The sequence below is a fragment of the Bacillus sp. FSL R9-9410 genome, assembly GCF_038050385.1.
Taxonomy (GTDB): domain Bacteria; phylum Bacillota; class Bacilli; order Bacillales; family Bacillaceae_G; genus Bacillus_A; species Bacillus_A cereus_U.
Genome location: NZ_JBBOTV010000001.1, coordinates 3,699,440 through 3,714,327 on the forward strand (window position 1 = coordinate 3,699,440; position 14,888 = coordinate 3,714,327).

Genomic DNA, 14,888 nt, shown 5'->3' on the forward strand with positions numbered 1-14,888 from the left:
ATTTGTAGATAGGATTTTCATATTACTACATTCTAGGGATGATTATGATGACCTCTTCTATAATTTCTAAAAAGATAATCGCGAACTCGTTGAAACATTTAATGGAAACGGAGTCGTTTCATAAAATATCAGTAAGCGATATTATGTTACACTGTCAAATGCGTAGGCAAACTTTTTATTATCATTTTAAAGATAAATTCGAACTATTAAGCTGGATTTATAAAGAAGAAACGAAAGAAAATATTATAGACTTTCTCGATTATGAAACATGGGAAAACATTTTCGATTTATTATTTGATTACTTTTATGAAAATCAAAAATTTTACCGAAATGCATTTAAAGTCATTGAGCAAAACTCATTTAATCACTATTTATTTGAGCATACGAAAAACTTATATATGAAGATTATTGATGAACTATCGATGAGCTGTAGACTAACTCTTTCTATTGAAACAAAAAATACGATTGCCTCCTTTTATAGTCACGGCTTCGTTGGAACGATAAAAGATTGGATTGAAAGTAAATGTGAAGTAGATCCATCCATTATGTCTTCTCTCATGAAAAACATGATAAACAATCAATTATTACTTTTACTCGAGCAATCAGCAAAGTAATTAAAGGGTGGCAAAAGCAATGAAAAAGATTATGAATGATGTAGAAAATATTGTTCAAGATATGCTGCATGGCTTTTATTTTGAACATAACGACAAAGTAAACTATGACGAAACACATAACATCATTTATGTAAAAGATATCGAAAAAATGAAGCAAAACGTTTTCCTTATAAGCGGCGGTGGTAGCGGACATGAACCCGCTGATATTGGTTATGTAGGAAAAGGAATGCTTACAGCGGCAGTAAACGGGAGTATTTTCACTCCGCCTACAGTGGAACAAATTATTGCGGCAACCCGCCTCATGCCAAAAGATAAAAGTATTTTATTCATCATTAAAAACTTTAAAGATGACGTAGAAAACTTTCTAGCGGCGAAGCAAATCGCCAAAGAAGAAGGAAGACAAATTGACCACATCATCGTAAATGACGACGTTTCAATTGAAGATGATGCTTCATTCAATAAAAGAAGACGCGGCGTAGCGGGCACTGTTTTCATTCAAAAAATACTTGGTGCGGCCGCTCTTGAAGGCTATTCTTTAGAAGCACTAACAACACTCGGCCGTTCTGTCACCGAAAACTTACATACATTAGGAGTCGCCCTTTCGCCTGCCAATGATCCCATGCAGGGAAAAGATTCCTTCACATTAAACGACGATGAAGTCTTTTACGGAGTTGGTATCCACGGCGAAAAAGGTTACCGTAAAGAAGCACTATCCTCTTCTGAAATATTAGCGATTGAACTTATGAACAAACTAAAAAGCATTTATCGCTGGAAAAAAGGTGACAACTTCGCCATCCTCATTAATGGACTCGGTACGACACCATTAATGGAACAATACATTTTCGCAAACGACATTCGCCGTTTATGTGAGCTGGAAGGCTTACATGTGAAGTTCGTAAAGGTTGGTACCCTTCTCACTTCTTTAGATATGAAAGGTGTTTCGTTAAGTTTGCTTAAGGTAGAAGATTCTGATTGGGTGAAGTGGTTGAAGGCGGATGTTGGAGTGAGTAGTTGGTAACAAATTTGCAAGTTATCCACCAGTTCCCATAATCCAACACATGAAATGTGGTTATCCAGTCGGAGGAAGGCACCTTAGAGTGTCTTTTCTTTATTTTCAAAAGGACCTGCTCCATTCTTGCGTAAACAACATAAAGTAATTTGAATCCGTTAAAATACATGAGTGTACCCTTGTTTTCCCCTCTTACTTAAAGGAGGAACTATTGTGGGATATGGTGGTAGTTGCGGCGGAAGCTGCGGTTTTTCTGGAGGATTTGCTTTATTAGTTGTATTGTTTATTTTATTGATCATTGTTGGAGCTTCTTGCTTCTGCTAAAAAACTATCGGAAAAGACACTCTTATATGGGTGTCTTTTCTTTGTAATAAAAAACTATCCATAAAGGAAAGTTTTTAGGTTTATACATTCAAGTCATCCAAATTAGTTATTTACGCAACACTTTATCACTTTCGGTCAGTGTGACATACAAATAATCCTTCCGCTACATAAAGTTGCTCAACTAACTTTAATTCCTTAGATCCAAGACTTATATAATTAAAACACACATCATCATTTAACATATACACTCGTTTTCCATCTGTATGAAGAGCTGGTTTAGACTCTTTTAGTAAGTATTGAGATAATTGAACACTTAACACATTTACACCTACCTACCTTAATAATTTTAGAAGCAAGCCCCCTATTGAACTTTATACCCTTGAGGTAGAGATGAGCACAACACATAATGATGCCCTGTATCTTTATGGGAATATCATACATTAAATGCACCATTATAACCTTTTCCAGTTGTTTTATGAACTAATTTGCTATATTTATATTATCTGACAGTATCTTAATTACCTCACTGGAGGATTACAGGTCTTCCAAATACAACTGGATAATAAATTAACATCACACCTACAAATGAACACACCAAACAAAAAATAGCCTCGTATTTTATTACTAGAGAAGAGTTATTATCAAGCTTTTTTTCATCTCTTTTATCTATCATTTTAAATAAAACTCTATATAATACATACCCAACAATCGCCCCGAGGGTGTTCGTAAATAAATCATCTATATCTGTAATTCTATTATTTAGTAATTGATTTAACTCAATTGCCAATGAAAAAAAGAATCCCGCACATACGGTGTTTTTCATTTTTCTAAAATGCGGCCAAATAGTCGGTAATAAAAAACCTAACGGCATAAACAGAAAAATGTTTAAAAGATACGCAGTACTACCTGCAGAATCAAATAGAGTCAAGTTAATTTGACTTACACGAATCCACGTTTCATATCTACTTATATCCCATACAGTCGCTATTTGCGTCACCTTATACACTAACGAAAGGTAAAACAGAAAAACATACACCCATAGAAAATGCCGAATAGATATATTTTTTTTCGCTTTAAAATAAAATCCAATTTGAAACACAATACAAAAAATAATAGTAAAGAAATAAGTATACAAATAACTAATCAAAACTCCTGTATGCATGTAGAATCCCCTAACTTTACATTGTAATCTATGACTTCATCTTTTTTAGTCTCCTTCTTGATATAACTCATTTATAGGATAGGAAAAACTTTTAAAATAAAAAGCAGGGTAAACATTAAATTTCCCTTAAATTTTTACTTGGATTTTATTATTACTCTTCTTAGGAATCCGCCATTGTTAGCTAGACAACAACATGCTTAACCCTAACAATATTATCATTTTCGCACGAAAGCCTCATAGTACTTTAACCGATGAAGCATATATAAAATCATGTGAATCGTTTGTTCAGTTAAAACATGAAATGAAGAAACATATGACGTACTATAATCATTCTAGATATCAATGAAATTTAAAGAAGATGACTCCTGTTTGCATACAGAAATCATCTTTTTTAGGTTGCTTAACTTTTTTTAGAATGTCCTTTACAAAGGGTACAGATCAAGAGCACCTTATTCCTATTCAAAGGGATCACCTATACCTTCTTTCCTTAAAATCACCAAAAACCCATTTACAAATCTATAAAAATAGATATAATATCCTTATGGAACCTTTATTAATTTATAAAGCATTGTCAAATGAAACAAGATGTCAAATTTTATCATGGTTGAAAAATCCAGAAAACCATTTCGATGAAAAACCTTATATAGAGCAAGGCCTTAGCTTTCAAGTTGGAGTGTGTGTAGGAGATATCCAGCTTAAAACTTGCTTAGCCCAATCGGTTATTTCTAGTTATTTATTAACTATGAAAAAAGCAGGCTTACTAGAATCTGACCGAATTGGAAAATGGACCTACTATCGTCGAAATGAAAAAACAATACGAGAGTTTTCTGAATACGTTCAAAACGAATTATAAAATGAAAGCTAATAATCAATCTGCATATCAATTGATTATTAGCTTTCACACATTCTGCTTTTTTACAGGCATCCAATTACTCTTTTACAAATTGCACTGCCTAGAAAAGCAAGAAACATAGAAAGGAGAAAATTTTTTAATATATCACATCTAGTTATTTAGATATCTGTTATTGTATTTAGAATTACATAATCCTGATAATATTGGCATCCAATCATGCTTGTAATAATGCTTCTTTGTTAATGAATTCACTTTCAAAATACTGATACGAATGGAGAGTTTTATAAATGAAAAAAGTAAATCCTTTACTTATTCTGACACTCGCAATAGGTGTGTTCGGAATTATTACTACCGAGATGGGTATTGTCGGCGTATTACCACAAATCACTCAAAAATTCGGAATTTCAACTACACAAGCTGGATTTTTAGTAAGTATATTTGCACTAGTTGTTGCTATTTCTGGTCCGTTTTTAATTCTGCTCGTCTCTAGTATTAATCGCAAAATAATTTTATTAACAGCAATTTTCATATTTGTTATTTCAAATATAATCTACGCTTATACAACACAATTTGAAATCATGCTTATTTTTCGTATTTTACCGGCAGCGCTTCATCCACTCTTCTTTTCAATCGCTCTTGTCACAGCTGCTAAACTTGTCCCTCCAGAAAAGAGCGGTCAAGCAGTTACAAAAGTTTTCATGGGAATTACTGTTGGCTTTGCTTTAGGTGTACCACTAACCTCTTACCTTGCAGACCAATTTTCACTCGAAATTGCTTTCTTATTCGGAGCGCTTGTTAACACTCTTGCATTCATTGGAATACTAATCCTACTTCCTTCTATGCCTGTTAAAGAAAAAATGTCTTTCGGCAAACAAATTCGTATACTCGGCAAACCAGGATTATGGTTAAATATTTTAACCGTCACATTCCTTTTTGCAGCCATGTTTTCCGTATACAGCTACTTCGCCGAGTACCTTGCAAAAGTAACTTCCATGAATGGATCTCTCATCAGTATCATGCTATTCATATTTGGTATAGTTATGATTTTAGGGAATCATTTATTTGGTAGTCTCCTGCAAAAAAACATAATAAACACCGTAATATCATTCCCTATTCTATATTCTGTTGTTTACATATTGGTTTATTATTTAGGTTCCTACCTTGTTCCAATGATCTTTATCGTATTCATTTGGGGAATCGTACATGCTGGTGGATTAATTGTTGGTCAAACATGGTTAATAAGTGAAGCAAAAGAAGCACCTGAATTTGGTAATAGTCTATTCGTTTCGTTCTCAAATCTCGGAATTACTCTAGGAACAACTATTGGAGGCTGGTTCATTTCAAACTTAGGTATTCACCAGCTTATTTGGAGTGGATTTATATTCACACTACTCTCATTTCTATTAATTATAATAAAACTAAAATTTTTCAATTCAAATAGCCAAGCTTCATTATCAAGCTAGTACATTTTCAATTCCAAATTTGATAAAGTGAAACTTTACTCAGTGGGGGTTTTGTCCATCCCCCACTGAGTATTAGCCTTCACCAATCGGGCTGCCCGTTAATGCGGGATAAAAAAACATTATAAATCCTTCTCATAAGATTTTATAAAGTGAAAAGTATAATGCTCAAAGCCTTTAGCCATAATTACGACTAAAGGCTTTTTTTATACAAAAATAAATCTAAAAGGAGCTAGTTTTATGGAACATAATCAAAATGGAGTACTTGCTTTAATTGTTTTGTTTTTAGGATTAGTGTTTTTTGTTAGTGGAATGGTTTATCATTTATGGGGTTCTTATTAATTTCAACTTTTACACAAATAAATAATTCAAAAACTAAACCGTGTATTGTAATTATCGATATGAAATATTCCCAAAAACAACTTAACATGGTAAAATAATATTCGGACGGGAGTCCAATATTATTAAAATTAAGATGGTTCAAGTCGAAGGAAGGCACCTTAGGGTGTCTTTTCTTTATTTTCAAAAGGACCTGCTCCATTCTTGCGTAAAAAACATAAAGTAATTTGAATCCGTTAAAATACATGCGTGTACCCTTGTTTTCCCCTCTTATTAAAGGAGGAACTATTATGGGATTTGGTGGTAGTTGTAGTAGTTGTGGCGGCGGCTTTGCTTTATTAGTTGTATTGTTTATTTTATTGATCATTGTTGGAGCTTCTTGCTTCTGCTAAAAAACTATTGGAAAAGACACTCTTATATGGGTGTCTTTTCTTTGTAATAAAAAGCTCTCCATAAAGGAAATTTTTTAGGTTTATACATTCAAGTCATCCAAATTAGTTATTTACACAGCACTTTATTTCTTCGCATCTCTCATACTGTAATATCCTAAATTAATAATAATCAAGAAATACCCACCCATAATTCCAGCAGCAAATGTCCACATAAAATCATGGTGTTCAATTTCATACATAATAATCGCACCGAGTATCGCGGCTGCAAATCGATTCATCATTCCAAGCATCGGTGCTTTTTTATATTTGTCATTTCGAATAATCAAACATAATCATTAAACAAATTCCATATAGACCCATTATTGGTTAAAATGCTATAATAAAATCACCCTACATAGTTCCTCATCGCCAGACTGAGGAACTAGCGTCTTATTAAGTAATGCGCATAACTTAAATAAAAAAGACACTTTGCAGTGTCTTTTTTATTTACATCAAGTTTCCTTTTTATCCCAAAGTCAATATAATAAGATATAACATTTAATACACATAAAGAAAAATATAGATTTACTAAATCATCATGGCGCCCATGAAAGTACTTCTATTTTGGAGGAACAAACTATGAACAAAAAGTTATTAACATCATTATTATGTAGCACATTCTTATTTGGATTATCAGCTTGCAGTTCACATGATACATCTAGCAGTAACACGAAAAACGAACAGGAGACTTCTAAAGAAACAAAAAATGATGAACTTAGCAACAAGGATCCTCAAAAAGAACTTCCCACCCATGGAGATTCTTCTGATGTATACATATCAATAGGCTATGTCGATTCATTAGATGTTATAGGTAATGGAGAAGTTAAAGCACAAGGTGTATTTAAAGTATTAGACGTCGCAGTTTATAATCGTCAAGAGGAACCCATTACACTAAATAGCAATAACTTTACATTAATTGACGGAACCGGAAGAGAATATCACATTTCTAATGAATCTCAATTAACACTTAAAGCTGCCAATACCGCTACATTTAAATTTGGTGTTCTTAATCCTAATGAAAATTCGGAAGGGAACATTGTATTCGATGTACCGAAAAAAACGCAAGGATTAACTTTGAAAATTAATGGAGATATGCTGGATGAAGGGATCGAGCTAAAGGTGGAATAGTCAAAGAAAATACAAACCTCCTATCACAACTTAAACTAACACAACAAAAAGTACAGCCTCTGTATTAACTACAGTAGACTGTACTTTTTCATTTATAATTTTGTATAACTTACTATAACAGGATTTCTTAATCCCTTTGAGTAGATGCTCTCCAATCACGAAAAGATGTTGGGCGTCCAGAATTAGCTCTTTTCTTTGGAGCAGCTGGTTTTTCTTCAAGAGCAGTCGGTTTTTCTTCAAGAATGGTCAATGCTATTTGCATTTTCTCCAGCTGTTCTCTTAAAGCTTGCTGTTCAATCTTTAAATCCGTAAGTAAACGTAATATCATCTCAGAATTAGCCATAACGATCTCCTTTCCCCAAATGCACAGAATAAAATACCATATGTAATAAGCGTAATACTCGTGACAAAAATAAGTTCGTCAACTCTCCTAAAATACCCAGTACTTTTATTTTTCAAAAGGACCTGCTCAAGTTTATCCGTAAAAACATAAAGTGAAATAAATCCATTAATATATGGACTTTATGGAAGGAGGAGTTAATATGGGCTATGGTGGTAGTTGTGGTGGAGGCTGTGGTTTTGGCGGTGGATTCGCCTTACTTGTTGTGCTCTTTATTTTATTAATCATCGTTGGAGCTAGCTGTTGGGGCGGCGGATTAAGCTGCTAATAAGAGGCACTCTTGAGAGTGTCTTTTTTTTATTTCTCAATATGAAACTAACATATATGTGTTACTATCAAAGCGTGAGATTCCCTAAGCGTAATATAGTAGTTTACCAACTATGAAAGCCACTGTCACAAGAAAACAGTAGGCTTTTATTTTGTTATTTAACAAGATTAAAACAGGGATTACCATTTCCCCTCAGTAACATTTTAAAATTGACATAGCACTTCATGCACCATATACTGTTAACAACAGTACACTGTCATTAACAGTATAAATTCCAATTCATTCTAGGAGGTATATTCATGAAACATACAGGAAGACATACAGGTGCATTTCTTTTGTTATTTTTAGCAGAAGGTGATAACTATGGCGGGCAACTACTTCAGAAATGTGAAGAAGAACTTCCAGTCAATCCAATCGATAGTGCCATCCTTTACCGCACGCTGAAGAAATTAGAAAACGAAGGTGCTATTGAATCTTATGTAAGTACATCCGTTCCAGATAAGCCGAGAAAGATGTACAAAATTACTATAGCCGGAAAAGAACAATTAGCAGATTTTCAAATGGATATTGAGGAAAAAATGAAAAACTTATCATTTTTCTTAGACAAATATAAAGACTTAAAGGAATCTAATCATGATTAATGGCGCTATCCTTTACACTTTGGCCATTGTTCTTACGGGGATTTCTTTTATGAAGGATCGGAATAAAACGAAAGCTTCCCTATTAAAATCATGGAAAATATTTCGAAACCTCCTCCCTGCCATGCTCTCCATTATGCTTTTCGTTGGACTATCACTTTCTATCTTAACGCCGTCCTTTATCTCTTCCATCATTGGAGAACAGTCCGGATTTTTAGGTATTATTTATTCAGCATTACTCGGATCTGTGGCACTTATCCCAAGTTTTGTCGTGTTCCCACTTGGTAATACGTTAGTACAGCACGGCGCAGGCCTTCCTCAAGTTGCGGCACTCATGTCTACACTCATGTCAGTAGGAATTACAACATTACCGATGGAACAAAAGATATTCGGACGAAGCTTTGCTTACGCTCGTAATGCATCTGCATTACTCATGTCACTCCTATTCTCATATATCATTTGGGTGGTGATGGTATGAATGAACTAAAAAGATATCGCTTCTTTTTCATATTACTGTTTGGGCTTCTCGTACTAACTTTTATAAACCAATCGTTAGGATGGAGCGCATTACAATTAACGGGGAATAGCATTTTAGATATGCTGTTTCTACTCCCCCCTGTCCTTGTATTTGTAGGGTTACTTGATCAGTGGGTGAAAAAAGAAACACTAATGAAATACATGGGAGAAAAGTCCGGCATATATGGAATATTATTCTCCCTATTATTAGGCGGCATTGCAGCTGGCCCCCTCTATGTTGCCTTTCCGATTGCAGCACTACTATTAAAAAAAGGCGCCAGCATTAGGTACATCGTATTTTTCTTAGGTGTTTGGACAACTGCGAAATTACCAATTATGGTGTATGAATTTTCTTCATTTGGAGCTACCTTTACGCTCATTCACATTTGCTTCGGTCTATCGTTCTTCTATGTAATGGGCATTATTTTTGAAAAATTTTATGATCAGCAGCAATTGTTGCAGTATGATATTACGAAAGAAATGTAAAAAGACATCTTTAATCGTAAAGATGTCTTTTTAATATGAACCTTAATTCTCGTTCTGTAAAACCTGCGTTGCCTTTACTCCCTCTTTCTCTTCTTTTAAAAGCAATAACGATAAAGATTAGCCCTAGTGTAAATGCACCTTGGAATCCAGAAGTTAAACCGTTTAACTTCTCTACTGGGTCCATTAGATTTGCGGAGCTTTCCATATACTTAGTTGTTCCTGAAAACATTTTCGAGAAATTTACGTTTAGAGACAATTGTTACCGTATGACGTTACAAAATATATATTTTAAAAAAATCTTACATTTTTTAATTTTCCCTATTGTATTTTTGAATATTAGAATGTAAAATATTTCAATGTACTACATAATATTGGGAAAAGGGAGAAATTCATGAAAAAATTATTAGTTTCAGCAACAGCGTTCACACTTTTAACTGTGGGGTACAGTTCTTCTGCATTTGCAGCAAAAAATCCAAACGACAAGAACTGCGGTCACTTCAACAACAAACAAGAAGTTATGGAGTTCTGGCATAGCAATGGATATAGCGCAACAAATGATCCTCATGATTTAGATCGTGACAACGATGGTTTACCTTGTGAAGTAAAAAAAGGGGATTACGATCAATTTGTAGCTAGTAAACAAACTACTAAAAAAGAAGAAAATAAACCACAAGAACAACCTAAACAAGAAGATACTAAGCAAGAACCTGCTAAACAAGAAAACAAAAAGCAAGAACAAACTAAAACTCAAACAACTGCAAAAGAAACAAAGAAAGACACAAATACAGCTGTTAAACAAGAAAACAAAAAACAAGGCGAAAAATTGCCAAACACAGCATCAAATGGTGTTACAATGATGCTAGCAAGCTTAGGTTTAGCTGCAATTGGATCTGTATTAATGTTCCGTCGTAAAAAAACAAACGCATAAATAATTCCGTAAAACGACAGGTCTACTCCTGTCGTTTTAAAATGGAGTGATATAAATGAAAATAAACCAATGGATAGGCCTATGTTTATTTATAGTTGGAATTTCAATCTTTTCTTATTGTTTTATAGAATGGTATAGTGCTAGAAGTTCAGCGGAATCTTTAGCATCTAGTGAAATAAAGAAATACGAAACTCAAACACCAATCACAACATCTCCTGAAGACAATGAAGATAAAATAGAAACTCCTCAAAACCATGAAGAAATTGTACAGATTCCATCTTCAGAAGTAAATCATCAATTAGGGCAAAAAGTAGCATATTTAATCATTCCTAAAATACAAAAGAAATACTCCATATATTGGGGAGCTGATGATAAAGTACTAAAAAAAGGTGTGGGCATGTTCGTGAGCGAATTGACGACTACCCCATCCGGAAACGGTCATACAGTTTTAAGTGGACATCGAGATACTGTATTTACCGAACTAGGTCAGCTAAAAGAAAATGACCAACTGATTGTAGAATATGAAAATAAAACATACACATACAGCATTAACAAACATTGGATAACAGATGCAGAAGATCGGACTGTTATTGTAGAAACAAATGAACCTACATTAACATTAACAACATGTTATCCTTTCAACTACATCGGCGATGCTCCAGATCGATACATCATTGAAGCATCTTTAGTTTCTAAAACTTAAAAGGAGCTTTACCATAAGTCGCTTTTTTTGACTAGGTGACGGCTCCTTTTTAAAAACAGTACCAATAAAAAAACATCTTTCACTCGTGAAGAAAAAATGACGTGAATATTAAAGAAGGAATAAACAAAGGATTTAGTGAAGACTTGATCATTACATTCTTCGGATCCGTTATCGTAGGAGTCGCGGAATAGCTTGGATTGTTGTTGGATCGGAATCTTTAAATGGAAAGGGTCTATGTTATAGTCCGGTGAAATCGGCTTATAACATAGACCCTTTCTTATGGAGAAAAAACCGTCGATAAATTTTTGTTCCAAATATTCAGAATTAATATTAAAATAAACAATGGGGATAGGGGTATGGGATCATAAATTATACATAACGAGGGAATAGAAATGAAAATTCAATTAAAAGCTGATTTAGGGCTACTACTAGTTACATTTTTTTGGGGTGCATCCATCCTACTTACAAAGCTTGGACTTGATGGCATAGAAGAATATAATTTAATCGCATTACGATTTATTATTGCCTTTCTTTTATCAGGTTTAATATTTTACAAACACTTATTCAAAATTGATTTTAAAACTGTAAAGTATTCTTTTATACTAGCTTCCGTTTTATTTATCGTCTATATTTTTGCGACTTTCGGTACAAAGTATACGAGTGTGTCTAATGCCGGTTTCTTACTATGTCTCACAGTCATTTTCATTCCGATATTATCAGCTATATTTTTAAAACACATTCCTGAAAAGAAAGTTATATTAGGAATTGTGTTAACGATAATAGGAATCGGATTACTAACATTAACTAGTGAATTCAAGATCGGTAACGGCGATATATTTTGCATACTGTCTGCCTTATTTTATGCGATTCACGTCATCATTACTGGAAACGTAACAAAACATGTGAATTCAATTGCACTTGGGGTAGTACAACTCGGTTTTGTCGGCCTATTTAGTCTTATTTTTTCATTAGTGATGGAAACCCCAAAACTTCCTGGCACTATCGACTCATGGCTAATCATCTTAGCCTTAAGCATATTTTGCACAGCAGTCGCTTTCATTGTGCAAGTTATCGCCCAGCAATACACGACGCCCACACATACAGGTCTTATCTTTTCATTAGAACCTGTCTTTTCAGCGGGCTTTGCCTTCTTCTTCACAGGCGAAACACTCACAGGGCAAGGGTATTTAGGGGCGACACTTATATTATTAAGTGTGTTGATTGCTGAGGTGGATTTTAAGGGGTTGTTGCGGGTGAGTTATAAGAAGAACGTGGAGTAAGAAAAGTAAACTTTTACTTCTCTTATTCCACATCCGCATCATCTGAACGAATTAATAATATCCTGTTTCGTACTACCAAATCCTATCCCTTTTTCTAAAAATTCAATTCAAACTCTCCACAAACCTTCCAAACTCCTTCAAAAATCTTAGCTTAAAACTACCCACAGGCCCATTCCGATGCTTCGCCACATTGATCTCCGTCATCTCTTTCTGCATCGTTTCCTTATCATAATAATCTTCACGATACATAAGCATAATGACATCCGCATCTTGCTCAATTTGTCCCGTCTCTCTTAAATCAGATAAAAGCGGACGCTTATCTTGACGTGACTCTACGGAACGAGACAATTGCGATAATGCTACTATACAAACATTTAAATCACGCGCTAATAACTTAAGCTTACGTGAAATTTCACTTATCTCCTGAAATCGATTGCCCTTATGCTTTGGATCGCCCGTAATAAGCTGCAAGTAATCTACAATAACTAAAAGCTTTTTATCACCGTGCTTCCGCTTTAACTTACGAGTCTGCATCCAAATATCCTGCATTGTAACACCGGCCTTATCATAAATCTCAAGTGGTAACTCACCAATCTCCGCAAACGCCTTACTCACCTTTTCCCAGTCTTCTATCGTAAAACGATGCTTCGGATTTTTCAGCCTACCTCCCGACACTTCGCCCGCGCAAGACGCCAGCCTTTTTAACAATTGCTTACTACTCATCTCTAATGAAAACAATCCAACCGCCGCTCCAGACTTCGCCGCATGCAGTGCAATATTTAACGCAAACGCCGTTTTCCCCATAGAAGGACGCGCTCCAAGAACGACAAAATCACCTTCCTGCAATCCGCACGTCATCTTATTTAACGATGTATAACCAGTCTCAATACCAGTATTCTCTTTCGTATCTTGATGAAGCTCCTCATACAAACCAACTAACGCATCCTTCAAATCAAACTCACATACACAGTCCTTTTCCTCTAACTCACAAAGTTCCGTAATCGTCTCACCAATAATTTTCTCGTCCTTCTCCGCAATAAGACGCTCTCCCATCTTGTGCCCGAGAACACCGGCCTGATACATTTTCCATGCACCTCGAACAAGCCCCTCATAATAAGAGAAGTTGGCAGTTGTAGGCACACCCTCTATTAACGCTATAAAATACTCCATCCCCCCGATATTCTCCAAAAAATTTGGATTCATCCTAGAAACGAGCGTCACAAGATCAATTGGTTGCCTTTCATCTTCAATTTTTCGCATTAACCGAAATATAGACTTATGCACCGGCATAGAAAAATAATGCTCCGTCAAACGGCACTCCTTAATAAGCTCTCCATCAATTAATAGAGAACCTAATACCGTCTTTTCCGCCTCCACATTTTGAATACTCATGGACGCCACCCGCGTTCTGCTAAAAAGCGCTGCAACTCTTCCTCTGACAGCGCATTTTTCTCCCACTCCTCGCACCTCGTCAAAAACTCCTCCGTCTCCCCAGTACTAACAGACGACTCCTTCTTCCTAAACTGAGCCGTATCTGCCTCAACCTCAGACACTTTCGTAAACCCTTTCCCGTGCCATCCCCTCAAAATCCCCTTCACATAAGCAACCGTCCGCTTATTATTCTCAAACGCAATTTGAAGAGCCTTCAGCACAAGCTCCTCTGACAAATCTTCCATCCACGCACTCAGTTCCTCCACAGTATGAGGAGACAAACTACCGAAATGTTGCTCATAAAAAGAAAACACACGGCTTCCCGTTTCTTCCTCTACAACCTCTTCTTCCGCCTCTTCACAAACTGGCTCTACATCATCCACAGCCAAATCAATCGGCATACCGAAATGTGCTAAAAGCATCGGAACATTCAGCTCCTCCTCTACACACTTCTGAAGAAACATATGTACAAACTCCTTATTCTTCACACTCTTCAGCTCACGAAGCACACACTTCTCCACATTCGTATTCGTCACAGGATTATAACGAAGCCAATTTAGAATAAATAACTCCCTCGTCTCCGCATCATAAAGAATCTTCCCATAATCAACAAAGCGCTGCACAAGCTTATCAACAGTCCCCCTGTTATAACCCGTCTCCATCTCAGCTAACCGCTTCGGAAACGGAAAAATCCCACACTGCGTCGTCTTCGAACAAGTTAACAAATAAACATAAAAATACCGCTCCTCCGGCGTCAAATCCAAAACAAAATCATCCTGCCAAAAATTCACCTGCACATTACGATACACCGCCATCCCAATTCCTCCCATTCTCATTCAAAAATGAAAAATTCCTCTTTGTACTATATATAGGAAGGAAGGGTGGGTTTTTGGCGTGTTATTTCAAAAAAATTTTTAC

19 protein-coding genes and 2 pseudogenes are annotated in these 14,888 nt (G+C 35.4%); 14 read left to right on the forward strand and 7 right to left on the reverse strand.

Annotated elements, in window-relative coordinates:
- Nucleotides 1–47 precede the first annotated feature (47 nt).
- From dhaS to MKX77_RS19250, 3 genes are all read left to right on the forward strand, one after another.
- The gene (gene dhaS / locus MKX77_RS19240) at nucleotides 48–614 is read left to right on the forward strand and encodes a dihydroxyacetone kinase transcriptional activator DhaS (protein ID WP_215555439.1); all 567 of its coding nucleotides are present in this window, start codon (nucleotides 48–50) and stop codon (nucleotides 612–614) included.
- A 19-nt stretch (nucleotides 615–633) separates the two neighbouring features.
- Nucleotides 634–1,632 carry a DhaKLM operon coactivator DhaQ gene (gene dhaQ / locus MKX77_RS19245; RefSeq protein ID WP_341307516.1) on the forward strand — a complete coding sequence of 333 codons (999 nt, stop codon included), beginning with the start codon at nucleotides 634–636 and terminating at the stop codon, nucleotides 1,630–1,632.
- Nucleotides 1,633–1,836: 204 nt separating this feature from the next.
- Nucleotides 1,837–1,947: a YjcZ family sporulation protein gene (locus tag MKX77_RS19250; RefSeq protein ID WP_341307517.1), complete on the forward strand. Its 111-nt coding sequence runs from the start codon at nucleotides 1,837–1,839 to the stop codon at nucleotides 1,945–1,947.
- A 125-nt stretch (nucleotides 1,948–2,072) separates the two neighbouring features.
- Here the strand turns inward: MKX77_RS19250 and MKX77_RS19255 are convergent, their stop codons facing one another.
- Together MKX77_RS19255 and MKX77_RS19260 are read right to left on the reverse strand one after the other, a co-directional pair.
- Nucleotides 2,073–2,267 (reverse strand): hypothetical protein, encoded by a 195-nt coding sequence (locus MKX77_RS19255; RefSeq protein WP_341307996.1) that lies wholly within the window; start codon nucleotides 2,265–2,267, stop codon nucleotides 2,073–2,075.
- Between the two features lie 203 nt (nucleotides 2,268–2,470).
- Nucleotides 2,471–3,109 (reverse strand): VanZ family protein, encoded by a 639-nt coding sequence (locus MKX77_RS19260; RefSeq protein WP_341307518.1) that lies wholly within the window; start codon nucleotides 3,107–3,109, stop codon nucleotides 2,471–2,473.
- 541 nt (nucleotides 3,110–3,650) lie between these two features.
- Here MKX77_RS19260 and MKX77_RS19265 point away from each other — a divergent pair.
- The 3 genes from MKX77_RS19265 (at nucleotide 3,651) to MKX77_RS19275 (ending at nucleotide 6,153) form a co-directional block, all read left to right on the forward strand.
- Entirely contained in the window at nucleotides 3,651–3,962 is a 312-nt protein-coding gene (locus MKX77_RS19265) for an ArsR/SmtB family transcription factor (RefSeq protein ID WP_341307519.1), read from the forward strand.
- Between the two features lie 287 nt (nucleotides 3,963–4,249).
- Nucleotides 4,250–5,425 carry an MFS transporter gene (locus MKX77_RS19270; protein ID WP_341307520.1) on the forward strand — a complete coding sequence of 392 codons (1,176 nt, stop codon included), beginning with the start codon at nucleotides 4,250–4,252 and terminating at the stop codon, nucleotides 5,423–5,425.
- A gap of 626 nt (nucleotides 5,426–6,051) precedes the next feature.
- Nucleotides 6,052–6,153, forward strand: a complete 102-nt coding sequence (locus tag MKX77_RS19275) for a YjcZ family sporulation protein (RefSeq protein WP_000505688.1) — start codon at nucleotides 6,052–6,054, stop codon at nucleotides 6,151–6,153.
- Between the two features lie 122 nt (nucleotides 6,154–6,275).
- Here the strand turns inward: MKX77_RS19275 and MKX77_RS19280 are convergent.
- Nucleotides 6,276–6,461: pseudogene (locus MKX77_RS19280) on the reverse strand (ATP synthase I); the annotation flags it as partial.
- A gap of 310 nt (nucleotides 6,462–6,771) precedes the next feature.
- Between MKX77_RS19280 and MKX77_RS19285 the strand changes: the two are divergent.
- Nucleotides 6,772–7,320 carry a DUF4352 domain-containing protein gene (locus MKX77_RS19285; protein ID WP_341307521.1) on the forward strand — a complete coding sequence of 183 codons (549 nt, stop codon included), beginning with the start codon at nucleotides 6,772–6,774 and terminating at the stop codon, nucleotides 7,318–7,320.
- Nucleotides 7,321–7,447: 127 nt separating this feature from the next.
- On the opposite strand, the gene MKX77_RS19290 is transcribed toward MKX77_RS19285, so the two are convergent.
- Complete coding sequence (locus MKX77_RS19290) at nucleotides 7,448–7,663, reverse strand: preprotein translocase (protein ID WP_341307522.1); 216 nt, start codon at nucleotides 7,661–7,663, stop codon at nucleotides 7,448–7,450.
- A gap of 199 nt (nucleotides 7,664–7,862) precedes the next feature.
- On the opposite strand from MKX77_RS19290, the gene MKX77_RS19295 reads away from it, so the two are divergent.
- The 4 genes from MKX77_RS19295 to MKX77_RS19310 all read left to right on the forward strand — a co-directional run bounded on the left by MKX77_RS19295 (nucleotide 7,863) and on the right by MKX77_RS19310 (nucleotide 9,628).
- A complete protein-coding gene (locus tag MKX77_RS19295) occupies nucleotides 7,863–7,988 on the forward strand; it encodes a YjcZ family sporulation protein (protein WP_341307523.1) in 126 nt (41 codons plus the stop codon).
- A gap of 299 nt (nucleotides 7,989–8,287) precedes the next feature.
- Nucleotides 8,288–8,629, forward strand: coding sequence for a PadR family transcriptional regulator (locus MKX77_RS19300; protein ID WP_002087269.1), 342 nt, complete (start codon nucleotides 8,288–8,290; stop codon nucleotides 8,627–8,629).
- Entirely contained in the window at nucleotides 8,622–9,104 is a 483-nt protein-coding gene (locus MKX77_RS19305; protein WP_341307524.1) for a hypothetical protein, read from the forward strand. The genes MKX77_RS19300 and MKX77_RS19305 overlap by 8 nt, the downstream gene beginning before the upstream one ends.
- Nucleotides 9,101–9,628 (forward strand): permease, encoded by a 528-nt coding sequence (locus MKX77_RS19310; RefSeq protein WP_341307525.1) that lies wholly within the window; start codon nucleotides 9,101–9,103, stop codon nucleotides 9,626–9,628. The genes MKX77_RS19305 and MKX77_RS19310 overlap by 4 nt, the downstream gene beginning before the upstream one ends.
- Before the next feature lie 42 nt (nucleotides 9,629–9,670).
- On the opposite strand, the pseudogene MKX77_RS19315 reads toward MKX77_RS19310, so the two are convergent.
- Nucleotides 9,671–9,863 (reverse strand): annotated as a pseudogene (locus MKX77_RS19315) (MFS transporter); the annotation flags it as partial.
- Between the two features lie 156 nt (nucleotides 9,864–10,019).
- On the opposite strand from MKX77_RS19315, the gene MKX77_RS19320 reads away from it, so the two are divergent.
- The 3 genes from MKX77_RS19320 to MKX77_RS19330 all read left to right on the forward strand — a co-directional run bounded on the left by MKX77_RS19320 (nucleotide 10,020) and on the right by MKX77_RS19330 (nucleotide 12,539).
- Complete coding sequence (locus MKX77_RS19320; protein WP_341307526.1) at nucleotides 10,020–10,556, forward strand: excalibur calcium-binding domain-containing protein; 537 nt, start codon at nucleotides 10,020–10,022, stop codon at nucleotides 10,554–10,556.
- A 55-nt stretch (nucleotides 10,557–10,611) separates the two neighbouring features.
- Nucleotides 10,612–11,259, forward strand: coding sequence for a class D sortase (locus MKX77_RS19325; RefSeq protein WP_341307527.1), 648 nt, complete (start codon nucleotides 10,612–10,614; stop codon nucleotides 11,257–11,259).
- A 392-nt stretch (nucleotides 11,260–11,651) separates the two neighbouring features.
- Entirely contained in the window at nucleotides 11,652–12,539 is an 888-nt protein-coding gene (locus MKX77_RS19330) for a DMT family transporter (RefSeq protein WP_341307528.1), read from the forward strand.
- 102 nt (nucleotides 12,540–12,641) lie between these two features.
- On the opposite strand, the gene dnaB is transcribed toward MKX77_RS19330, so the two are convergent.
- Together dnaB and MKX77_RS19340 are read right to left on the reverse strand one after the other, a co-directional pair.
- Nucleotides 12,642–13,931 (reverse strand): replicative DNA helicase, encoded by a 1,290-nt coding sequence (gene dnaB, locus MKX77_RS19335; protein ID WP_341307529.1) that lies wholly within the window; start codon nucleotides 13,929–13,931, stop codon nucleotides 12,642–12,644.
- Nucleotides 13,928–14,785, reverse strand: coding sequence for a DnaD domain-containing protein (locus tag MKX77_RS19340; RefSeq protein ID WP_341307530.1), 858 nt, complete (start codon nucleotides 14,783–14,785; stop codon nucleotides 13,928–13,930). Before MKX77_RS19340 ends, dnaB begins: the two co-directional genes overlap by 4 nt.
- Nucleotides 14,786–14,888 lie beyond the last annotated feature (103 nt).